Here is a 20,714-nt window from a genome sequence, read left to right on the forward strand (position 1 = left end):
TAATAGCCGCCCGCCATACTCGGCGGCACCCTCGGTTCAGTGTGGAGCGTGAAATGAAAGGCCTGTCTGCTTCCAGAGTTGTACAGGGCTGCCTGGCCCTTGCGCTGGTGAGCACTGCCGCGATAGTCCAACACAACCGCTACTTCGAGCGCGTGTGGTTCCAGATCGAACAAACGGAAAACAGTGGCGGTCCTGATCGTCTACCCAGCTACCAGGTGGACATCGAAGGTCGCGCCATTGGTGAGGAAACCAACGTCTCCGCGCTGTCCTTCGACCCCGAGCGCAACACCCTGGTCAGCGTTACCAATCAACGCCCGCACTTCCTTGAGTTGTCCCTGGACGGCGAGCTGCTGCGCAGCATTCCCCTGCAAGGCTTCAAAGACCCGGAAGCCATCGAATACATCAGCCCGGGCGTGTACATCATTGTCGAAGAACGTCGCCGTCGGCTCACCGAAGTGCACATCAACGACGCCACCACCCTGATCGACATCGACGACCCCGCCAACGCCCACCAGCTTGACCTCAGCAGCGTTGGCGAAGAAAACAAAGGTTTCGAAGGCCTGGCCTTCGATGCCGCCAACCAGCGCCTGTTCATCGCCAAAGAGCGCGACCCCATGCGCATCTTCGAAGTCAGCGGCTTTATGCAACACGGCCCAGGCCCCTTGCGCCTGCAAGTGCGCACCGACCCCGAACGGGACCAACGCCTGTTCCTCACCGACCTCTCCAGCCTCTACTACGACAGCGCCACCCAACACCTGTGGGCGCTCTCCGACGAATCGAAAATGGTCATCGAACTCGACCAAAACGGCCAACCCCTGAGCAGCCTCAACCTGCGTGCTGGCAACCTGGGGTTGAAGGCGGATATTCCGCAGGCCGAAGGGATGGCGATGGGCAGCAATGGGGATTTGTATTTGGTGAGTGAGCCGAATCTGTTTTATCGGTTCAAGCGGACCGTTGAGTAGCGCAACCTAGTCGTTTTCCCCCTCCGCTGGGGCGCTCTCAATGATGCCTTTGGACATCACCGCAAACCCATACACCGCCACCGCATTCACCACGGTAAACACCAGGCCATAACCCAGCGCGCTTCCCAGCGGCAGATGGCCAAAGCCCAGGCGCGACGAGAAAACCAGCGTGAGGATGACACTGGGCAGCGACACCCCGGCGACGATCTTGTACATGTCGCTATCGCTGACGGTGTCGAAGTTGTCTTTGATGAAGTGGTAAACCAGGCCCGAGAGAATGAACAGACTGGCAAGGGTGGCGAGCCACGGACTGCTGGGTTTGAACACGGCCAGAATGCCAGTGATGAAGATGCTCAGACCGTAGTACTTGAGCAATAGGGAGCGAATTTGCATAGGCCATCCTTGGTTTGCGTTGGGCTTTAGTGGCGAACATTAGGCGAACCTGATATCCGCTGACTAGTACCCTACAACCCCACCCCCAAAAACCACCGGTAATACGGATTGCCGCCATCGCGCCGGATCACTTCGCGCACGGCCCGTTCCCATTCCTGGCGTTTGCCTTGGTACGCCAGCAGTCCCACGCCATAGAAGCTCTGCAGCCGTTCCTGTTGGTCGGTCACCTTGTTGATCAGGGCATCGTCGGCGTTGAGCAGCGGTGGGCGGGTGGTTTTGCCGAGCAGGGCGGGCAGGGTGCGGGTGATTTCGTCGGCTTTTACCCAGGGGGCGTATTCAATGCGCGGGTAGTCGTCGGTGACGGCGCGGGTATCGCCGGCGAAGCTTTCCAGGCCGGTGCGGTCGGTGACCCAGGTGCCAAGCAGGGCGGCGGCGCTGTCGATGCCGATGTGGTGCAGGGCGTCGCTGACGGTGGGTTGTTCGAAACGTTGGGCGATGCGTGCGGCGTCCAGTGGCATCGGTTGCTGTGAGCCAACCAACAGCATCTCGTGGAATTCGGTGGTCCACAGCGAGGCGTGGGGGAACACGTCGAGGAAGGCGCGCACCAAGGCGCGGCTTTCGTCGAGGGTTTGCGTCGGCAGCGGTAGCCATTGGGCGACGATGCCCTGGCTGTTGAGGCGGCTGGCGGCCAGTTGGTAGAAGTCGCGCGAGTACAGGTTGACCACGCCGGCGGCCGACGGCGGTGGCGGTTCCAGGGTGATCAGGTCGTAGCTTTGCGCGCTGCGCAGCAGTTCGCGGCGGCCGTCGCGCAGGCGGATGTCCAGGCGCGGGTCGTTGGCGGCATTGAAGTTGCCTTTGAACAGCGACGCGGCGCTGATCACGGCGGGCAGCAGTTCGGCGACTACCGGCTGTTCCAGGGTTGGGTACTGCAGCAAGGCGCCGGCGGTGATGCCGGTGCCGAAGCCGATCACCAGCGCCGAGCTTGGTTCGCCGCTGTGGATAAGTAGCGGTAGCAGCGCTTGCAGGCGCATGTAGCGCAACGACGGCATGGCATCGCCAGTGTTGGACACGCCCTGGATATACAGGCGGTTGAAGCGTTGTTTCGGGTTGCCTTGGGTAACCACCGCTACCGTGCCGCCGCTGCCTTCTTCGTAAAACGCCAGGGTGCCTTTCTGCGCGCCGGGCAACAGCTCGGCCAGGGTTTGTGGTGGGGTAAACAGGCCGACGGCGACCGAGGCCAGCGCCACAACGAGCACGGTATTGCGCAGGCGATTGCTGACCCGCTCGCCAAAGCTCACGGCGATCAGGCCGATCAGGCCAGCCAACACGGCCAACAGAGCGAGGCTGTGCACCAGGCCGAGGAAAGGGATCAGGACAAAACCGCAAAGCATCACGCCGACGATGCCGCCAAGGGTGTTAAGCGCGACGATGGCGCCCACATCACGGCCGACATGGCGGCTGTCCACAGCCAGGCGCAGGGCCAGCGGAAAGGCCGCGCCGAGCAGGGTGGTGGGCAGGAACACGATGCTCAACGCCGCCACCAGGAAACGCGCACACATGCCGGCCAGCTCATTGTCGGTGGCGATCAGCACCCAGGCTTCTACATGGCTTTGTGTATCGATCAGCCAGCGGCCGAGGCCGGCAATTTCCAGCAGCGCCAGCAGGCCGGCGGCGGCAATCAGCAGGCCGAACAGGCCCCAGGGGTCGCGCAGGCTGTCGGCGCGGCGGGCATACAGGGCGCTGCCCAGCACTAAGCCTGCGAGGTAGGTGGCGAGCATCACCGAGAAGGCGAAGGTGCGCGTACTCATGAACTGCACGATGGCTTGCGACCACAGCACTTCGTAACCGAGGGCGACGCCGCCAGCGACGGTATAGAGCAACAGGGCCAGACGCGCGGCGGCGCTGCGCGGATGGCGCTCGAGCATCGGCGTTGCCGGCTGCAGGCGTTGGCCACGGTGCTGCCACATCGCAGCCAGGGCGGCGAGCAGGTTGAGGCTGGCAGCCGCGAACGCAGTGCCGCGCACGCCCAACCAGGGAATCAACACGAAAGCGGTGAGCACGGTACCGGCAATCGCGCCGGCGGTGTTGGCGGCATACAGTCGCCCGCCGGCGCGGCCCAACTGGCCGGTCGCGGGGCCGATGGCGCGCATCAGTACGGGCAGGGTGCCGCCCATCAAGAAGGCCGGAATGCCCACCAGGGCGAACGGCAGCAGCCAGGCCAGCAGGCCGAACTGGGCTTCCAGGCGGGCGAACAAACCGGCGGCGTTGCCCAAGCCATAGGTGGCGGCAATGCCCAGCCCGGCGACGATCACCTCCAGCCCGGCGTAGAGCAACACGGGGCGCGCCAGGCGGTCGGCAAGGCGGCCGAAGGCCAGGCCGCCGAAGGCCAAACCGGCAAAAAAGGCGCTGACACCGGTGGTGATGGCGTACACCTCGACGCCCACCACCAGCGACAGTTGTTTGATCCACAACACTTGGTAAATCAGGGCCGCGCCGCCGGAAACGAACAGCAGCAAGGCGCAAATAAGCAGGGCCGGGTTGGCCGCAATGGGGGTGACGCTAGAGGCGTGAGCGGGAGACTTCGAACTGCTCGCAGACGGCATTGTGTAGCGGTCCTTGTTCAATGGCGGGTGCGGATAAAAGCGCATGCGGCGGTAAACAAAACGAGACCGGCGCATGGCCGGTCCCGAAGTAAAACAGGTTGCTCGCCACCTGACGAGCAACGGTGATGCGGTCAGGGTTTGGCTGGCGCGTTTTTCTTCGCATCCTCGGCAATCTTCGCGTCTACCGCCGCGCGAATCTGGTCGATGCTGAAGCTCGCTGGTCGTTGGCTCGGTGGGTATTCGATAAAGGTCTGCAGGAACTCTGCCGACTTGGTTACCGCTACAGCACCCAGGTAAACGTTCTTGGTGGTCCAGTCGTAGTACTGGTCAGACACCACATCGGCGCGCTCGTAGGGGTCCATGCGCAGGTTGAGAATTTTCGGCACTCGCAGGCACACGAACGGCTCACTCCACACTCGGAAACCACCGGGCTCGCGTTGTTCGCAGAACACCGCTTTCCAGTTGTCGAACCGTGCCGATACCAACACGCCGTCATCGTTGAAGTAGAAGAACTCGTGGCGATTGCCTTTAGGCTGTTGGCCGGTCAGGTAGGGCAATTGGTTGTAGCCGTCCAGGTGCACCTTGAAGCTCTTGCCACCGGTGGTGGGCGCCCACATTGGCATCCACCGACAGACCATCCAGGGGGAAGGAACTGTCGATGGGCGTGTTGGAATTCACCAGGTTCCAATAGCCGAACACGAAGTTGGTATCGATGGGCGTGTTCTGCCAATCGCGGGCGTTGTCGGCGTTGGCCAACAAGGGGCACGTGACCAAGGCGACGATAGAAAAGCGGCGCAGCGACGGCGCGTAAATCGAATACTGCATGGCGTACCTCTTCCATTTGGTAACGCTGTAAGACACAGCCCAGACGTTCCGGTGTTGGTTGGCTTATTGGTAGTGAATGACGATGCCCTTCAGGCGACGGCCTTCAATGGTTTCGATGTCGCGGTTCCATAGCGGGCCGTTGACCACGGCTGCCACGGGTTGAATCTGGTCGTAGACCACCACCACCGCATCGCCACCGATCTTCGCTGCTTCGTCTTTGAGCTTCTGCTCAAGCTCGGTCACTGGCGGTGCGGGTTCGGTGCTGGCCTCGAGAATCACCTCACCCACGCGCACATGCTCGCGAGTCGGTTCACTGCGCAGCACTTGCACGTTGGCGGGGTTGGTGGCGGCGGCGTGGGGCGCGCCAACATACTCAGTGGTCTGCGCATCGATACTCGCGCACGCGGCCACACTGGCCAGCACCACAGCAGCGAGGCCTGCACGCAGATAAAGGGGTAACTGATGGCTAACTGACATTCTCGGAATCCCTCCTGAGCTCTCTAGAGCGCCACCTGCCGGTTGGGTACGACCGTGCCGAGGCGCTCGGATGAAGTTAGCAGCGATTCGAAGATTGGCCAGTGGCGCTATGCCGAATTGCACTAAAGCTGTGCAAAGAAGGGAGTTACAGCGAGGAGCAAAAACTCGCGGCTGAAGCGGATCGCCGCCCGGCCGATCCTACGGGGCACGGTTAGATCTGGGAGAACACCTTTGGCCTCGATGTTTTTGATCTACGGCCCTGGGTACGAGCGCGGCGTATACACCCAATCCACCGCACTGCCCGCCTTGGCAAAACGCCGTGTGGTGCTGGAGCCGATGATCACCATGGTGCGCATATCCACCATCTCCGGGCGCAGCTCACCGAGCGTGGTGACGGTCAGCGCTTCGGCCGGGCGGCCGATATCGCGGCCTAACACCACCACGGTTTCCGGGCTGCGTTGTTCGCGTACCACGTCCAGCGCACGGCCCAGTTGCCAGGGGCGGGCGCGGGATATCGGGTTGTAGAAGGCCAGGGCGAGGTCGGCGAGGGTGGCGTGTTTCAGGCGCAGCTCGATCACCTCCCACGGCTTGAGGTTGTCGGAGAGGGAGATCATGCAGAAGTCATGGCCCAACGGCGCGCCGGCTTTGGCGGCGGTGGCCAGCGAGGCGGAAACACCGGGCAGTACCTGCAACTCGACGCTGTGCCAGTGCGGGTCGCTGCTGGCTTCCAGGGCTTCCAGTACGGCGGCGGCCATGGCGAAGACGCCGGGGTCGCCGGACGACACCACCACCACCCGCCGGCCGCTGGCGGCCAGTTCGAAGGCGTGGCGCGAGCGCGCCAGTTCTTCGCGGTTGTCGCTGTTGTGCAGCACCTGGTCAGCGCGGAATGGGCCGGCCATGGTCACGTAGGTTTCGTAGCCGAGCACGTCTTGCGCTTCTTGCAGCGCGCGCTTGACGGCAGGTGCAGTGAACTCGGCGGCGCCGGGGCCAAGACCGACCACTGTGAGCCGGCCACGGGCCTGGCCGAGGCTGTGGATAACCACCGGCTGCTCGGCGATGGCCAGCTGCAGGCCCTGGCTTTCCAGCACGCGGTGGGGTGCGTTGAGGGTCGGCTGATCACTGAAGCGCAGCGGTACGCCGAGGCTGTCGGCGGTGGCGTGCAGGGCGTTATCGGCCATCTGTTCACGCGGGCAGAGCAGGCCAGCCAGGGCATGGGCGCTGATGCCGGCCGCAGCCAGGCTCTGCTGGATACGTGCTGCATCGGCCGGCGGGTTGAGCGCCACCACGCTGCGCGGGTGGATCAGCAATTCATCGGCGCTGCCCTGGGCGTCGGTGCTGATGCGGATGCGCAGGTGGGCATCGGCGGCCAGCGGCAGGCGCGCTTGTTCCAGCCAGGGTGCGTCGCCATCGATGCTGACGTTTTGGCCGCCGAGCAAGGAGGAGACAAACCGTTTGCCCTGCTCGATATCGCCCAGTACATAGCCGCTCGGGGGGTTGAGCACGCAGGTGTCGAAGCGCAGTTCGCCGCTGGTGGTGATGGCGGGCGCCACATCCAGAGCAGCAGCGATTTCCCGCGCCAGCACGTTTACCCCGGCCAAGCCGCCGAGCAGTGGGACTACCGCGCTGCCGTCTTCGGCGACGGCCAATACCGGTGGCTCGGCGCCTTTGGTGTGCAGCAGCGGGGCCAGGCAGCGAATGACGATGCCGGCGGCGCACAGGGCGATGAGGGGGCGGTTGCTTTGGTACAGCTCGCGCAGTTGGCTGCCGAAGTCGCTGTAGCTGATGTCGGCGGTGACCCGCTCGTTCAGGCCATACACCTGGCTGCCGGGATACGACGCCTGGATGCGCCGGGCGGTGGTGAGGGCGCCGCTGCCGAGGATGAGAATGGCGGGGGACATGGAGGACTCCGGTGTTCGGCGGGGAGGGCTGCGTTGTAGCGGCCCCTCTCCCTAACCCTCTCCCCGGAGGGGCGAGGGGACTGATTTGTGGTGGGCCTGGAATTGAGGTTCCAAACCAGTCACCGATTTAGCTCCCCTCGCCCGCTAGCGGGAGAGGGGCTGGGGGAGAGGGTTGCGGCAAACGCAGCCCTTCACCTCACGCCTGCCACTTCTCCCCAGGCACGATGATCAACGAAAAGTACGGTGACGCCATCGGGTCCACCTCATTCAGCGGCACGATGCGCTGGTTTTCCATGGTCGCGCGCTCAACGTATCTGGCGCGCCCGGCCAGGCCCAGCTCTTCCAGCACGCCACGCACCTTGTCGAAGTTGCGCCCCAGCTTCATCACCACGGCCGCATCGGTAGCGGCCAGGCGTTGCTTGAGTTCGTCAGCCGGCAACACGCCGCTGAGCACGGCCAAACTCTGGTTGCGGTACACCAGCGGAATACCCAGCACCGAAGCACCGCCGAGCATGGAGCACACCCCCGGCACCACTTCGGCCGGGTAACGGCTGGCCAGGCGGTCGTGCAGGTACATGTACGAGCCGTAGAAAAACGGGTCGCCTTCGCAGATCACGGCGACGTCGCGGCCGGCTTCCAGGTGCTCGGCAATCTGCTCGGCGCAGGTGTCGTAGAAGTCGCTGATGATGTCTTCGTAGCTCAAAGGCGGAGCGAGCTTTTCAGTGGTGACCGGGTAGACCATGGGCAGCCGTTGCTGCGCCTCGGTGAGGTGCGCGGCGATGATGCCAAAGGCATTGCCGTGCTGGCCGAGGGCGACCTTGGCCTTGGCCACGAAGTAGCCAATCACCGGCGCCGACTGCAGCAGGCGCAGGGCCTTGAGGGTGATCAGCTCGGGGTCCCCCGGGCCGACGCCGATGCCGAGCAAACGTCCTTTTCCGCTCATTACTCCACCTCCGTGGCCAGGGCGTTGACGGCCGCTGCCGCCATCGCGCTGCCGCCGCGACGACCGCGCACGATCACGTAGGGCACGCCACGGCTGTCGGCGGCGAGCAGGTCTTTGGATTCGGCGGCACCGACAAAACCCACCGGGAAACCAAGGATCAGCGCCGGTTTTGGCGCGCCAGCGTCGATCATTTCCAGCAAGTAGAACAGCGCGGTGGGCGCATTGCCGATCACCACCACGGCGCCTTCCAGATGCTCGCGCCAATGTTCCAGGGCCACCGCCGAGCGGGTGTTGCCCAGCTCGCGGGCGAGGTCAACCACGCCTTCATTATTGAGGGTGCAGATCACCGGGTTGTTGGCCGGCAGGCGGGCGCGGGTGATGCCTTCGGCGACCATCCGCGCATCGCACAGAATCGCCGCGCCGTTGGCCAGCGCCGTGCGCCCGGCAGTGCCGGCACCGGGCGAGAAGCGCAGGTCTTGCACCACGTCGACCATGCCGCAGGCGTGGATGACGCGCACCGCGAGCTTTTCCAGGTCGGCGGGAATGCCGCTGAGGTCAGCTTCGGCACGGATGATGGAAAACGAGTGGCGGTAGATTTCCTGGCCATCGCGGATGTACTCAAGCATCAAGGGGCTTCCATGGTTTGGGGCTGCGCGGTCAGGGTGTCGGCGGCTTCAAGAATAGTCAGGTTACGGGCCAGCAAACGGCCGAAACCGGCTGCGTTGCTGTCGCGTGTATAGAGGTCATAACGCCCTTCGGCCACGGCCAGCAGGGTGTGCGGCGCCACATGGGCGGCGGCGCAGGAGCGGGTGCAGGCGCTCAGGTGCACTTGGTCGATAGGGCCGCGGTTGGCGAGTAAATCGGCCAGCAGCAGGGCGTCGGCTTTGCTCGCGGAAAGGCCTTTGCTGCAGTCGCTGGAGCCACTGCAGGCGACGATGCGTGCCAGCGGCGCGGCGCTGTCGGTAAGCAGGCCAAGGGCGTTGAGTTTTGCCATCAGGTCTGGCGCCTGAGCAGCTGCCACATCGCGCAGCAGGAGGCTTTGCCAGGGAGTGAAATACAGCGCGTCTGCGGCCAGTTGGGCGACGCCAGCCAATTGCGAAGCGCTGATTCTGCCCAGCACCGGCGCGGCGCCGAGATGCCGCAGACCTGCCTGGCGTTGCTCACCAATGCCCAGATGCGCCCAAGGCTCGGCAGCCGGCCTGCGCCACTCGAGGACATCGGCCTCTTGTTGCAGTGGGAACGGCAGCCGGGCTTGCAGCGCAGTGAGAAAGTCGCTGGTCGGCATCTGCTTGAGCAGATGGCGCATGCGCGTGTGTTCGGGGTTGGCGCGCTGCAGAAACAGTTCCAGGCAGGCGTTCACCAGCGTTGGCACCTGGTCGGCGTTGACGGCCGCCAGCGCTTCGCTGGGGCTGCTGGCCAGGCCGAAGGCAAAACGCTGCGCGTCGAGTGCACTTATCCACAGGTCATGGTGATGCTCGAGCATCGCCATGCCTTCGCCGCCGTCCAGTTGCAGGGCAAATTTGGCCGAGAGCTGGTGCAGGCGCTCATTGTTTTCCAACAAGCTCAGCAACTGCTCGGCGAGCGGGCGCACATCCAGGCGTTGTTGCGGGTCGACACCGGCGGCGGGGCTGAGCATCAGGTTGCGCACATCGTCCGCAGCGGAATTACGCGGGCCCAATTCGGCGGCCAATAGCGCGTCGATCAGCGCCTGCTCTTCACCGCCGCGCACTCCACGAATCTGCAGGTTGGCGCGGTTGGTGATTTCCAGCACGCCGCTGGCATGGCGCTCGGCGGCGGCGCTGATGGCCAATGCCTGGGCCGCGCTAAGCCGGCCGCCGGGCAATTTGACCCGGCAGATGCCGCCATCCCGCGCTTGCACAATGCGCAGCAAACCCGGGCACGCGGTATGGCGTGGCAGGGGGGCGTTGGGCAGGGGCTGGGCGTCGTTCAAAAAGGTCACCGGTTCGCCGTGGCTGGCTGTGGGTGCCGGCGAACGCGCTATTATGCCCGCTTTGCCCGACCCCAGGAAAAGCCTGCTGGTCGGCTGGCGTGAAGGAGTGCCCATGGCGGCGTGGCTGACAGTGGTGGGAATCGGTGAGGACGGCTACAGCGGCCTGGGCAAACCGGCGCGCCGGGCGCTGCTCGACGCTCGCCTGATTGTCGGCAGCCCGCGCCAGTTGGAATTGCTGCCGCACTGCCTGAGCGCCGAGCGTTTGCTCTGGCCAAGCCCGTTCAGCCTCGGCCCGGTATTGGCCGCGCGCGGCACGCCGGTGTGCGTGCTGGCCAGCGGCGACCCGATGCTGTTTGGCGTCGGCGCCAGCCTGGCGCGCCAGGTGCCGGCTGAAGAGATGCAGGTGTTTCCGGCGCCGTCGTCTTTCTCGCTTGCGGCGGCGCAATTGGGCTGGGCGTTGCAGGACGTCAGCTGCCTTTCTGTGGTTGCCCGCCCGCTAGCGGCGCTGCACAGCCATATTCATCCCGGCCAACGCTTGCTGGTGCTGAGTAACGACGGCAGCAGCCCCGCTGCCATCGCCCAATTGTTGAATGAGCGCGGGTTTGGCGGCAGTCGCTTGCGTGTGCTTGAGCATCTGGGCGGCCCGTTGCAGCGTTCCATCGATGGCCTCGCCAGCACCTGGGCCTTGCCGGAAGTGGCTGCATTGAATGTGCTGGCCATAGAGTGCGTGGCCGGCGCCGATGCGCGCTTGCTGCCGCTGACCCCCGGCCTGCCCGACAGCGCCTTCGCCCACGACGGCCAACTGACCAAACGCGATGTACGCGCCATTACCCTCGCGCGCCTGGCGCCGTTGCCCGGTGAACTGCTGTGGGACGTTGGCGCCGGCTGCGGCTCCATCGGTATTGAGTGGATGCGCGCGCACCCGACGTGCCGGGCGATTGCCGTTGAAGCCAACGGCGAGCGCCAAGGCCTGATCGCGCAGAACCGCGATGCCCTCGGTGTGCCCGGTCTGCAATTGGTAGCCGGCAGCGCCCCCGAAGCGCTGCATGGTTTACCGCAAGCCGATGCGATTTTTATTGGTGGCGGCGTCACCCTTCCTGGCGTGCTGGAACACTGCTGGGCCAACCTGCGCCCCGGTGGCCGCCTGGTCGCCAATGCGGTGACCCTGCAAAGCGAAGCGCGGTTAGTGGCCTGGCGTGAACAGTGTGGCGGCGAGCTGACGCGCATCAGCGTCGCCCAGGCGCTACCGTTAGGCGAGTTCGATACCTGGCGCACCGCGCTGCCGATCACCTTGTTGCACGCCGTGAAGCCCTGAGCCATGCGCGAAGAAACCGCCGAACAACCCGCGCCGCTGCGTAGCGGCTACACCACCGGCAGCTGTGTCACCGCGACCAGCCTGGCGGCGGCGCGGTTGTTGCTCGCCGGCATGGTCAGCGATGCGGTGGAAATCGTCCTGCCCAAAGGCCGCGAAGTGCTGATGCGCCTGGAGTTCTGCCGGCCATTCGAAGATGGCGCCGAAGCGGGAACGCTGAAAGATGCTGGCGACGACCCGGACGTCACCCATGGCGCCCTGGTGTTCGCCCGCGTGCGCTTGCGCCGTGAACCGGGCGTGGCGTTTTTTGCCGGCCCAGGTGTTGGCACCGTGACCAAACCGGGGCTGACCCTGCCGGTGGGCGAGCCGGCGATCAACCCGGTGCCGCGGCAGATGATCACCAATCACTTGCTCAACCTGGCGACTGAGCACGGTTATGCAGGCGGCTTCGAAGTCACCGCTTGTGTGGAAAACGGCGAGGCACTGGCGCTGAAAACCATGAACCCGCGCCTGGGCATTTTGGGCGGCCTGTCGATTCTCGGCACCAGCGGTATCGTCCGGCCGTTTTCCTGCGCGGCGTATATCGCTTCTATTCACCAGGGCATCGACGTCGCAAAGGCCAATGGCTTTACCCATCTGGCGGCGTGCACCGGCAACGCCAGCGAAGATTGCATGCGCCGCCACTACCAACTGGACGACACCGCGCTGGTGGAAATGGGCGACTTCGTCGGCGCCGTGCTCAAGCATTTGCGCGTGGCGCCGGTGGCGAAAATGAGCATCTGCGGCGGCTTCGGCAAGATCAGCAAGCTGGCCGCCGGCCATATGGATTTGCACAGCCGCCACTCCAGCATCGACCTGCCGCAACTGGCCGAATGGGCCGCCGCCATTGGCGCCAGCGCTGACCTGCAAGCGGCGATTGTCGCCAGCAATACCAGCCAGCAGGCGTTGGCCTCGGCCAGTGCCGAGGGTATCGAACTGGGTAATGCGGTGTGTGCCCATGCATTGGCGTTTGCCAAAAGCATCGTGCCGGCCGAGGTCGAGGTGGAGGTGTTCGCCATCGACCGCCAGGGCGGCATCGTAGGGTATGCGGGGGCAGGGCAGTGAGGCCGAAGGTGCTTGTGCTGGGCGGCGTGACCGAAGCGTTAGCATTGGCCCGGCAACTGGCGGCAGACGATATCTATAGCCTCGCCGGCCTTGGCCGCGTACCGGAGGATTTGCCCTGCCAGGTACGCGTTGGCGGCTTCGGCGGTGCCGAAGGGCTGGCGCAGTTTGTGGCCGACAACGGCATCGGTTTGCTGGTTGACGCGACCCATCCTTACGCCGCACAGATCAGCGCCAATGCAGTACGCGCTGCCACCTTGGCCGGCATTCCCTGCTGGGCGTTGCGCCGCCCAGGCTGGCAAGCGCAGGCCGGTGATGACTGGCGAGAAGTGGCCGACTGGAACGAACTTATCCACAGCCTGAAACCTTTCCGGCGCCCGCTGTTCACCCTCGGTCGTGAACCGCTGGAACACCTCGACGAAATCCCCGAACACCAGCACTGGACCGTGCGCTGCCTGCAAAGCCAGCCCGCCACGCCGCGCGCCGAAATCATCGGCGCCCGTGGGCCGTTTACGTTGGAAAGCGAGCGCGAGCTGTTTGCCCGTTTGCACTGCGATGTGCTGATCAGCAAGAACAGCGGCAGCCAGGCCACCGAACCGAAGTTGCAGGTGGCGCGCGAGCTGGGGGTGCCGGTGCTGGTGCTGCGTCGGCCTGAGTTGCCGGCGGTGGATAGAGCGTTTTCCGAAGGGCGGGTGCTGCTTGAGGCACTCAAGAGCATCGCGGCTGAAGCCGCTCCTACACAATTGTGCGATCCGTAGGAGCGGCTTCAGCCGCGATGCTTTTGCTTCAGCCCTCGCTGTAAAACACCTCGTCCTTGTACGGGTACCACCACTCGTGAATCTGCGGCTGGTGGTCGATGATCACCATCTTCGAACGGCGGAAGGCGTCCAGACCCTGGCGGCCCAACTCGCGACCCATGCCAGACATTTTCCAGCCGCCGAAGGGCAGGGCGTCGTTGTCGATCAGCGGGTTGTTCACCCACACCATGCCAGCTTCCAAACGGTCGGCGGCTTCCATTGCTTCAGCCAGATCGGTGGAAAACAGTGAGGCGCCGAGGCCGAAGTGCGAGTCGTTGGCCAGGCGCACGGCTTCGTCGAAGTCGGCCACTTTGCAGATGGCCGCGACCGGGCCAAAGCATTCTTCGTGGAGGATATCCATGGCCTGGGTAACGCCGGTGAGGATGGTCGGCTCGTAGTACCAGCCCACCGGCTGGCTTGGCGGAATGCGCCCGCCACAGACCACCGTGGCACCTTTGGCCACGGCGTCGGCGACCAGGCGCATGACCTTGTCGCGCGCCGCTTCGCTGACCAGCGGACCGATTTCGCTGTGTTCCAGGCCGTGGCCAATGCGCAGTTTTTGCGTCATCGCGGCAAAGCGTTCGACGAACGCATCGTGAATCTCGTCCACCACAAAAAAGCGTTCGGCCGAGGTGCAGATCTGCCCGGTGAGGTGGAAGGCAGCGGTCACCGAACCGGCCACCGCGACATCCAGCGGCGCGTGTTTGGAGACGATCAGCGCATCGCTGCCACCGGCTTCGATCACGCAGGGTTTCATCCGCTCGGCGCAGGCCATGGCCACCGCTTTGCCGGCCGCCACGCTGCCGGTGAAAGCGACGGCGTGGGTGCCTTCGGACTGGATCAGCAACTGCGCGGTTTTCGCATCGCCAGGTACGCAGCTCACCAGCCCGGCTGGTAGCAAACGAAAATGCTCCATGAATTTCAGGGTGCACAGGCTGGTGGCTTCGGCCGGTTTGATGATGCAGGCGTTGCCGGCAGCCAGCGACGCGGCCACCGTCCAGCACATCAGCAGGATGGGGAAGTTGAACGGCATGATGTGCACGCTCACGCCCATGGCGTCGTAGCGCACATGCTGGAACGAGCCCAGTTGCGTGGTGCCGGCGACCTTGCCGGCGTCGTCGCGGGCCATCTCGGCGTAGTAGCGAAAAATCGGCGCGCAGTTGGCCAGCTCGCCCATGGCTTCAGGGAAGGGTTTGCCCATTTCCAGGGTCATCAGCCGCCCGGCTTCGCGGTTCACCGCCACTTCACTTTCGATGGCATTGGCCAACTGATGAAGGATCGCCGCCCGGCTTTTTGCGTCGACCTTGCGCCACTGTTTTTGCGCGGCATTGGCGGCTGTCACGGCGCTGTTCACGTCGGCCTCATCGCCGAGCACGATGTTGCCTACCTGTTCCAGGGTGGCGGGGTTGATGATGGCGCGCAGGCGTTCGCTCTGCGGGGTGATGAATTCGGGGTTGATGAAGTGCTTCATGGCGGCTCCAGGCGGGGGCTGTGAAGGGTTATCCACAACCCGGAAACAGGGTCAGTGGGCAGGCAGTGGTTGCGCCCAGCCGGGCAGATGTCGGTCGAGAAATTCGCGCAGCGGCAGCAGCGCCGGGGTGTGCAGGGCGCGGTCGAGCAGACCGATCACCCGTGGCAGGTGCGCCAGGTAATGCTGCTTGCCGTCACGCTGGGCCAGGCGCACAAAAATGCCGGCGACCTTGGCGTGGCGCAGGGCGGCCAGCACCGGGTAATCAGCGCTGAACTGTTCGGCATTCACCTCCGGGCGCTGCGCCAGGTAACGGGTCAGCAGCTGGTCACGCAGGCTGTCGGGGACATCGCGGCGGGCATCTTCCAGCAGCGACATGAGGTCGTAGGCGCAGGAGCCAATCAGGGCGTCCTGAAAATCCAGTAATCCACAGGCCCGAATACCGTGTTGGCCATCCAGGCGCATCAGGTTATCTACATGGAAATCGCGCAGCACCAGAGCCTCGCGGCGGCTGGCGACGTTGTGGGCAAGTTGTCCACAGAGGGCCAGATACGGTGCGCGCAGAGTCTCTGCCGTTGACTTATCCACAAGCAGCGGCGCGTACCAATCGATAAACAGCGCTGCTTCGGCCAACAGTGCAGTGAGGTCGTAGGCTGGCACGTCCACTGCCAACGCTCGCGGTGCCTGGTGCAGGTGCACCAGGGCGTCCACAGCCAATTCGTACAGCGGCTGCTCGGCATAACCCATGGCCAATAGCCGGGTGTAAGTGGCCTGGCCGAAGTCTTCGATCAGTGCCAGGCCGGCAGCGCGGTCACTGGCCAGCACATGCGGTGCCGACAAACCCAGCTCGCGCAGGTGCAGGGCCAGGGTCAGAAACGGCACGATGGGTTCATACGCCGGTGGCGAATCCATCAACAGCAAACCCGCCTGCGGCAGACGGAAATAGCAGCGCCGCGACGCGTCCATTGGCAGGGCTTCGAGGCGGCTGTCGGCAAAGCCTGCGCCGGCCAGAAAGGCGCGGCGCTGCTCGGGGCGGGCGTACTGTTCGGGCATGCTGATCACCGGATCATGTAGACCTTTTTGATGGTTTCGTGGACGGTGCAGGTGCCCTTCCAGTCTTTTGGGAAGAACGCCGCGGTGTCCGGTTTGATCTCGATCACTTCGCCGCTTTCATGCACGTAGGTGCTGCTGCCTTCGAGGAAGTGGCAGAACTCGTCACTGGTGACATGACAGAACCACTTGCCTGGCGTGCACACCCAGATGCCGCATTCGGACTGGCCTTCGGGGCCTTTGTGCAGCACCACGCCTGAGACTTTCGACTCGCCTTCGAGCATGGTCGGGATGGTGCCCCAGTCTTTGAGGTCGGTGATTTGCAGCGGGTTGTAGAGGTGTGGGGTGGTCATGGTTTTGGTCCTTATGAAGATTTCGTAGGAGCGGCCGGTCCGGCGTTCCGGTTAGCCGCGATTGGGTCGTGAATAAATCAAAAGCATCGCGGCTAAAGCCGCTCCTACGGGTTGGTGCTTTGGCTTAGGCCAGCATGTAGAGGTTGCGGATGGTTTCCTGCACGTGGCATTCGCCAGTCCAGCCGGCGGGAAACAGCACCAGGGTGTTGGGGTGCACTTCGATCACTTCGCCGTTGTCCTCAACGTAGGTGGCGCGGCCGCTGACGAAATGGCACAGCTCGTCACGGGGAATCGACAGGCGCCAACGCCCGGGCGTGCACACCCACAGGCCGGTTTCCGGGCTGTTATTCGGGCCCTTGAACAGCAGGCGGCCGCTGGAGTGGGAGACGCCTTCGACGGCGTCGCTTTGCACGCCCCAGTCCACCAGGTCGGTGCGGGTGCTGACGTCATACAGCACCGGTGCTGTGGTCACTGTTGGTTCACTCATCGTTAAGCAGTCCGTCGAGAATCTTGGCCGCGTCTTGCGGGCCTTTACGCGATTGCATGTAGGCGCTGGTCTGTTTCAACCGCGCCTGCATGGCGCTGTCGGTCAGGCAGGCGTCGAGCTTGGCGGCCAGGTCTGCCTCGTTCCATTCATAGCGATCGAGCTTGAAGCCGTGGCCGCTTTCTTCGGCGCGCATGGCGTTGTCGTGGCCGTCCCAGACGTAGGACATCACGATGGCCGGCTTACCGAAGAACAGGCACTCGGTGAAGCTGTTGTTGCCGCCGTGGTGGATCACCGCGTCGACCTTCTCGATTACCGACGGCTGTGGATACCAGTTGGAGATCAGCACGTTGTCCGGCAGGTCGGTGTATTCCTCCAGGTGCTCGCCGACGTTGAACAGCGCGCGGTAAGGCAGGTTGCCGATGGCGCTGATCAGACGCTTGAGCAGGTCCACGTCGCCGGAACCCAGGCTGCCGAAACTGACGTATAACAGTGGCTTGTCGTTGTTGGCTTTGAACTCTGGAATGTCATATGGCTTGTCGGCGCGCACGCAGCCTTGCAGGTAGTGGAACTGCTCGGGCGGCAGGGCGTGGCGGCGTTCGAATTTCACCGGGTCCGGGTACAGCAGCAGGTTCATGAAGGGCGATGCTTCGAAGAAGGTGCCGAGCGGGTACGGCTGCTCGCCATGGGCGACCAGGAACTCGTTGAAGTCGGCGTGAATCGGCCCGACCTCTTCGTCGAAACGGCGGCGGAATTCGGCGTGGCCGTCTTTGTCGTGCACGCTCATGCCAGACAGGTGCGGCGGAATATCGGGGTCTTCGATCTCGTTCTCCGAGCAGGAAATAATCCGCACCCACGGCTTGCCGTACTGCTTGATGGCTGGGAACAGAATCACGTTATCCACACAGATCAGGTCGGGCTGCACCTTGGCCAGCACGCTGGGCAAATCCTTCTCGGCCCACTTGGCGGTTTCGACGATGGCCGCCCAGCACTCCTTCACGTAGTTGGGAATCTGCTCCAGCGGGCTTTTGCGGAAGTTGGGGATATGGCCGTTGATGAAGTCGACCCAGTACTTGGCCATTTCTTCCGGCGGCATGGGCGCCGACATGTTCACCATGTGCTCTTCAAAGCCGTAGCCCGAATACACGCCGCTCATGCCGGGGTCGGTGAGGAATACCGCCTTGTGGCCGAGGGCTTCGCACGCCTGGGCGATGCCCACTGAGTTCAAGGCCGGGCCGTAAGCGGCTTCCGGGAAAAAGGCGATGACTTTTTGCTTCATTGCACTGCTCCTGCCTGATCCTGATTGGTGAGTGTTGGGTTGCTTAGCGGATCAGCACACGGGCATGCCGTGTCTGCCAGCCGAGGCGAATGCTGGCGCCCTGTTCGAACCGGGCGTGGTCGACTTGCGAGGAGGGCACGCGCACGATCAGCGGCTTGTCGCTGAGGGCGGTCTGTACGTGCAGGTTGGTGTCCAGGCCGTGGTAGGCGATCTCGACGATCTGCCCCTCGACCTGATTCACGCAGGCCTGTTCCTCGGCCAATGGGGTGGTTGAGTTGAGCACCTGCAGGCGTTCCGGGCGAATCACCACGGCCACCGCTTCGCCGCGCAACTCGCCGACCGCGGATTCCACCTTGAGGGCGCGGTTGCGCACCATCACGCTGTTGTCGCTTTCGCGCAGCCCTTCGAGGATGTTGCTCACGCCAATGAAGTTGGCCACGAAGCGGCTGTTGGGGTTCTCGTAGAGTTCGGCCGGCGAGCCGCATTGGCAGACCTTGCCGCCGTCGAGCACGGCCATGCGGTCGGACATCACCAGGGCTTCTTCCTGGTCGTGGGTGACGATGATGAAGGTGATGCCGCTCTCGTGTTGCAGGCGCTTGAGTTCCAGCTGCATTTTTTCCCGCAGCTTTTTATCCAGGGCACCCAGCGGTTCATCCAGCAGCAACACCCGTGGCCGTTTCACCAAGGCTCGGGCCAGGGCCACGCGCTGGCGTTGGCCGCCGGAAAGTTGGTCGGGTTTGCGCTCGGCCAGCTCGCCCAGTTGCGCGGTGGCCAGCACCTCGTCCACCCGCTGGCGAATTTCAGCCGCCGGCAGCTTTTCCATTTCCAGGCCGTAGGCGATGTTTTTGCGCACGGTCATGTTCGGGAACAGCGCGTAGCTCTGGAACATCAGGTTGAGCGGGCGCTTGTTGGCCGGCAGCGGCGAGATGTCGGTGCCGTCCAGATAAATGCAGCCGCCGCTGGGGGTTTCAAACCCGGCGAGCATGCGCAGCAGGGTGGTTTTGCCGCAGCCGGACGGGCCGAGCAGGGCAAAGAACTCGTTTTCGCGGATGCTCAGGGAGACGTTGTCGACGGCCACCAGGTTGTCGCCGTAACTCTTGCTGACCTTATCGAGGACGAGCACGTTCTTCACTTCATTCATGGGTCGTCGGAGCCTTGTTCAAACGCTGCGATGCCAGCAGCGCGGTGATGCTGACCAGCATCACCAGCGTCGCCAGGGCATTGATTTCCGGGGTGACGCCGAAGCGGATCATGGCGTAGATCTGCATCGGCAAGGTGGTCGAGGCCTGGCCTGAACCCGAGTTGAAAAAGGCGATGATGAATTCGTCCACCGACAGGGTGAACGCCAGCAACCCGCCGGCCAGCACGCCCGGGAAAATCGCCGGCAGCAGCACCCGGCGCAGGGTGGTGAACCAGCTGGCGCCGAGGTCGATCGAGGCTTCCAGAATTGAGTAGTCAAAGTGCTTGAGGCGGGTGCGCACCACCGCGCAGACAAAGGCGATGTTGAACACCGCATGGCTGATCACGATGGAGTGCAGGCCCAGGCCCATTTTCACCAGGTTGAAAAAGCTCAGCAGGGCGATGGCCAGGACGATGTCGGGGATGATCATCGGCGCCATCAGCAGGGTGTCGGCGACGTGGCCTTTGTTGTTGTCTTTACGCCGTAGCTCCACACCCAGCGCCAGCAAGGTGCCGAGCACGCAGGCAATAAAGGTCGAGCTCAAGGCGACGATCAAGGTGTTGAGCGCGGCCGACAACACCGCGCTGTTATGTGCCAGCGAGACGTACCACTTCAGCGAAAACCCGCTCCACGAGGTCGGCAGCCCGGACTTGTTGAACGACAGCAGGATCAGCACCAGGATCGGCACATAGAGGAAGGCATACACCAACCACAGATGTGCGCCGAGCGCGGCGGAACTGCGCAGGCTGGGCCGGCTCATGCTTTGCCCTCCGCGGCGCGACGGGCCAGCAGCGCCTGCACGAACAGCAGCAGCAACATGATGGCGATCAGAATAAAGCTCAGCGCCGAGCCGAATGGCCAGTCGCGGGCGGTGAGGAACTGCGAGTAGATCAGGTTGCCGACCATCTGCACCTGCTTGCCACCGAGCAGGTCGGCGGTGATGAAATTGCCGATGCTGAGCACGAAGACAAACACCGAACCTGCGGCAATGCCGGGCACGCTGAGCGGCAGGATCACCCGGCGAAACGTCATCCAGCCGGAGGCGCCGAGGTCGCGCGAGGCTTCCCACAGCTCGCCATTGATGCGCGACAAGGAGGAGTAGATGGCCAGGATCACGAAGGGGATGTAGTTGTACACCAGCCCCAGTACCACCGAGCTTTCGGTGTACAGCAGGCTGATCGGTTCGCCGCTGTAGCCCAGCGTTGCCGCCAGTTTATTCAGCAGGCCTTCGCGGTTGAGCAGCACGATCCAGGCGTAGGTGCGAATCAGGTAATTGCTCCAGAACGGCAGCATCACCAGGAACAGATACACCGGCTGACGATGGCGCGGCGCGCGGGCAATGGCATAGGCCGCCGGGTAGCCGATCAGCACGGCGAACAGGGTGGCCAGCGCAGCGATTTTTGCCGACTTGAGCAGAATGCCCAGGTACAGCGGGTCGAAGGCGCGCTGGTAGTTATCCAGGGTAAAGGTCCACTCGATGCCACCATAGGCACCGCGCTCGACAAAGCTGTAGACCAGCACCAGCAGGCACGGCAGCACGAGAAACGCGAGCAGCCAGCCAAGTCCGGGCGTAAGAAGCCAGGCCGACAGTTTCCTGTCAGCGTGCAATGAACTCATTGGAACGACTCGTAGGTTGGG

Annotated in this window: 20 protein-coding genes and 1 pseudogene; 4 read left to right on the top strand and 17 right to left on the bottom strand. The window is 63.8% G+C overall.

The annotated features are described in order from the left end of the window. Positions 1-53: 53 nt before the first annotated feature. A complete protein-coding gene (locus C8K61_RS05930) occupies positions 54-962 on the top strand; it encodes an SdiA-regulated domain-containing protein (RefSeq protein WP_108095274.1) in 909 nt (302 codons plus the stop codon). Positions 963-968: 6 nt separating this feature from the next. Here the strand turns inward: C8K61_RS05930 and C8K61_RS05935 are convergent, their stop codons facing one another. From C8K61_RS05935 to cobG, 9 genes and pseudogenes are all read right to left on the bottom strand, one after another. Continuing rightward, positions 969-1,355, bottom strand: coding sequence for a hypothetical protein (locus C8K61_RS05935; RefSeq protein ID WP_108095275.1), 387 nt, complete (start codon positions 1,353-1,355; stop codon positions 969-971). A gap of 71 nt (positions 1,356-1,426) precedes the next feature. Then, positions 1,427-3,958, bottom strand: coding sequence for a fused MFS/spermidine synthase (locus tag C8K61_RS05940; RefSeq protein WP_108095276.1), 2,532 nt, complete (start codon positions 3,956-3,958; stop codon positions 1,427-1,429). 131 nt (positions 3,959-4,089) lie between these two features. Continuing rightward, a pseudogene (locus C8K61_RS05945) lies at positions 4,090-4,572 on the bottom strand (arylsulfatase); the annotation flags it as partial. Then, positions 4,487-4,783, bottom strand: coding sequence for a hypothetical protein (locus C8K61_RS26805; RefSeq protein WP_178086427.1), 297 nt, complete (start codon positions 4,781-4,783; stop codon positions 4,487-4,489). The pseudogene C8K61_RS05945 and the gene C8K61_RS26805, both read right to left, overlap by 86 nt. A 63-nt stretch (positions 4,784-4,846) precedes the next feature. Further along, positions 4,847-5,260: a hypothetical protein gene (locus C8K61_RS05955; protein ID WP_108095277.1), complete on the bottom strand. Its 414-nt coding sequence runs from the start codon at positions 5,258-5,260 to the stop codon at positions 4,847-4,849. A gap of 251 nt (positions 5,261-5,511) precedes the next feature. Next, on the bottom strand, positions 5,512-7,158 hold the full coding sequence (gene cobJ, locus C8K61_RS05960) for a precorrin-3B C(17)-methyltransferase (protein ID WP_108095278.1): 1,647 nt from the start codon (positions 7,156-7,158) through the stop codon (positions 5,512-5,514). A 196-nt stretch (positions 7,159-7,354) separates the two neighbouring features. Beyond that, a complete protein-coding gene (locus C8K61_RS05965) occupies positions 7,355-8,101 on the bottom strand; it encodes a precorrin-2 C(20)-methyltransferase (protein WP_108095279.1) in 747 nt (248 codons plus the stop codon). Beyond that, entirely contained in the window at positions 8,101-8,727 is a 627-nt protein-coding gene (locus C8K61_RS05970; RefSeq protein ID WP_108095280.1) for a precorrin-8X methylmutase, read from the bottom strand. The genes C8K61_RS05965 and C8K61_RS05970 overlap by 1 nt, the downstream gene beginning before the upstream one ends. Beyond that, positions 8,727-10,052 (bottom strand): precorrin-3B synthase, encoded by a 1,326-nt coding sequence (gene cobG / locus C8K61_RS05975; RefSeq protein WP_305889195.1) that lies wholly within the window; start codon positions 10,050-10,052, stop codon positions 8,727-8,729. Before cobG ends, C8K61_RS05970 begins: the two co-directional genes overlap by 1 nt. Before the next feature lie 112 nt (positions 10,053-10,164). On the opposite strand from cobG, the gene cbiE reads away from it, so the two are divergent. The 3 genes from cbiE to C8K61_RS05990 are packed head-to-tail and all read left to right on the top strand — an operon-like array spanning position 10,165 to position 13,223. Next, a complete protein-coding gene (gene cbiE / locus C8K61_RS05980) occupies positions 10,165-11,367 on the top strand; it encodes a precorrin-6y C5,15-methyltransferase (decarboxylating) subunit CbiE (RefSeq protein WP_108095282.1) in 1,203 nt (400 codons plus the stop codon). A gap of 3 nt (positions 11,368-11,370) precedes the next feature. Beyond that, positions 11,371-12,468 carry a cobalt-precorrin-5B (C(1))-methyltransferase gene (locus C8K61_RS05985; RefSeq protein WP_108095283.1) on the top strand — a complete coding sequence of 366 codons (1,098 nt, stop codon included), beginning with the start codon at positions 11,371-11,373 and terminating at the stop codon, positions 12,466-12,468. Further along, positions 12,465-13,223, top strand: coding sequence for a cobalt-precorrin-6A reductase (locus C8K61_RS05990; protein ID WP_108095284.1), 759 nt, complete (start codon positions 12,465-12,467; stop codon positions 13,221-13,223). The genes C8K61_RS05985 and C8K61_RS05990 overlap by 4 nt, the downstream gene beginning before the upstream one ends. 28 nt (positions 13,224-13,251) lie before the next feature. On the opposite strand, the gene C8K61_RS05995 is transcribed toward C8K61_RS05990, so the two are convergent. The 8 genes from C8K61_RS05995 to C8K61_RS06030 all read right to left on the bottom strand — a co-directional run bounded on the left by C8K61_RS05995 (position 13,252) and on the right by C8K61_RS06030 (position 20,693). After that, on the bottom strand, positions 13,252-14,733 hold the full coding sequence (locus C8K61_RS05995) for an aldehyde dehydrogenase (RefSeq protein ID WP_108095285.1): 1,482 nt from the start codon (positions 14,731-14,733) through the stop codon (positions 13,252-13,254). A gap of 51 nt (positions 14,734-14,784) precedes the next feature. Continuing rightward, positions 14,785-15,783, bottom strand: coding sequence for an aminoglycoside phosphotransferase family protein (locus tag C8K61_RS06000; protein ID WP_108095402.1), 999 nt, complete (start codon positions 15,781-15,783; stop codon positions 14,785-14,787). 5 nt (positions 15,784-15,788) lie between these two features. Continuing rightward, positions 15,789-16,133, bottom strand: a complete 345-nt coding sequence (locus C8K61_RS06005; protein WP_108095286.1) for a cupin domain-containing protein — start codon at positions 16,131-16,133, stop codon at positions 15,789-15,791. Positions 16,134-16,257: 124 nt separating this feature from the next. After that, a complete protein-coding gene (locus C8K61_RS06010; RefSeq protein ID WP_108095287.1) occupies positions 16,258-16,620 on the bottom strand; it encodes a cupin domain-containing protein in 363 nt (120 codons plus the stop codon). Further along, positions 16,613-17,896 carry a glycosyltransferase gene (locus tag C8K61_RS06015; RefSeq protein WP_108095288.1) on the bottom strand — a complete coding sequence of 428 codons (1,284 nt, stop codon included), beginning with the start codon at positions 17,894-17,896 and terminating at the stop codon, positions 16,613-16,615. Before C8K61_RS06015 ends, C8K61_RS06010 begins: the two co-directional genes overlap by 8 nt. Positions 17,897-17,939: 43 nt before the next feature. Beyond that, positions 17,940-19,037: an ABC transporter ATP-binding protein gene (locus C8K61_RS06020; protein WP_108095289.1), complete on the bottom strand. Its 1,098-nt coding sequence runs from the start codon at positions 19,035-19,037 to the stop codon at positions 17,940-17,942. After that, on the bottom strand, positions 19,030-19,836 hold the full coding sequence (locus C8K61_RS06025; RefSeq protein WP_108095290.1) for an ABC transporter permease: 807 nt from the start codon (positions 19,834-19,836) through the stop codon (positions 19,030-19,032). Before C8K61_RS06025 ends, C8K61_RS06020 begins: the two co-directional genes overlap by 8 nt. Then, on the bottom strand, positions 19,833-20,693 hold the full coding sequence (locus C8K61_RS06030) for an ABC transporter permease (protein ID WP_108095291.1): 861 nt from the start codon (positions 20,691-20,693) through the stop codon (positions 19,833-19,835). Before C8K61_RS06030 ends, C8K61_RS06025 begins: the two co-directional genes overlap by 4 nt. Positions 20,694-20,714 lie beyond the last annotated feature (21 nt).

The organism is Pseudomonas sp. GV071 (assembly GCF_003050835.1).
In the GTDB taxonomy this organism is placed as follows: Bacteria; Pseudomonadota; Gammaproteobacteria; order Pseudomonadales; family Pseudomonadaceae; genus Aquipseudomonas.

Coding starts and splice junctions, on each gene's coding strand:
- C8K61_RS05930 (WP_108095274.1), top strand. CDS start 54: ATGAAAGGCCTGTCTGCTTCCAGAGTTGTACAGGGCTGCCTGGCCCTT.
- C8K61_RS05935 (WP_108095275.1), bottom strand. CDS start 1,355: ATGCAAATTCGCTCCCTATTGCTCAAGTACTACGGTCTGAGCATCTTC.
- C8K61_RS05940 (WP_108095276.1), bottom strand. CDS start 3,958: ATGCCGTCTGCGAGCAGTTCGAAGTCTCCCGCTCACGCCTCTAGCGTC.
- C8K61_RS26805 (WP_178086427.1), bottom strand. CDS start 4,783: ATGCAGTATTCGATTTACGCGCCGTCGCTGCGCCGCTTTTCTATCGTC.
- C8K61_RS05955 (WP_108095277.1), bottom strand. CDS start 5,260: ATGTCAGTTAGCCATCAGTTACCCCTTTATCTGCGTGCAGGCCTCGCT.
- cobJ (WP_108095278.1), bottom strand. CDS start 7,158: ATGTCCCCCGCCATTCTCATCCTCGGCAGCGGCGCCCTCACCACCGCC.
- C8K61_RS05965 (WP_108095279.1), bottom strand. CDS start 8,101: ATGAGCGGAAAAGGACGTTTGCTCGGCATCGGCGTCGGCCCGGGGGAC.
- C8K61_RS05970 (WP_108095280.1), bottom strand. CDS start 8,727: ATGCTTGAGTACATCCGCGATGGCCAGGAAATCTACCGCCACTCGTTT.
- cbiE (WP_108095282.1), top strand. CDS start 10,165: ATGGCGGCGTGGCTGACAGTGGTGGGAATCGGTGAGGACGGCTACAGC.
- C8K61_RS05985 (WP_108095283.1), top strand. CDS start 11,371: ATGCGCGAAGAAACCGCCGAACAACCCGCGCCGCTGCGTAGCGGCTAC.
- C8K61_RS05995 (WP_108095285.1), bottom strand. CDS start 14,733: ATGAAGCACTTCATCAACCCCGAATTCATCACCCCGCAGAGCGAACGC.
- C8K61_RS06000 (WP_108095402.1), bottom strand. CDS start 15,783: ATGCCCGAACAGTACGCCCGCCCCGAGCAGCGCCGCGCCTTTCTGGCC.
- C8K61_RS06005 (WP_108095286.1), bottom strand. CDS start 16,133: ATGACCACCCCACACCTCTACAACCCGCTGCAAATCACCGACCTCAAA.
- C8K61_RS06010 (WP_108095287.1), bottom strand. CDS start 16,620: ATGAGTGAACCAACAGTGACCACAGCACCGGTGCTGTATGACGTCAGC.
- C8K61_RS06015 (WP_108095288.1), bottom strand. CDS start 17,896: ATGAAGCAAAAAGTCATCGCCTTTTTCCCGGAAGCCGCTTACGGCCCG.
- C8K61_RS06020 (WP_108095289.1), bottom strand. CDS start 19,037: ATGAATGAAGTGAAGAACGTGCTCGTCCTCGATAAGGTCAGCAAGAGT.
- C8K61_RS06025 (WP_108095290.1), bottom strand. CDS start 19,836: ATGAGCCGGCCCAGCCTGCGCAGTTCCGCCGCGCTCGGCGCACATCTG.
- C8K61_RS06030 (WP_108095291.1), bottom strand. CDS start 20,693: ATGAGTTCATTGCACGCTGACAGGAAACTGTCGGCCTGGCTTCTTACG.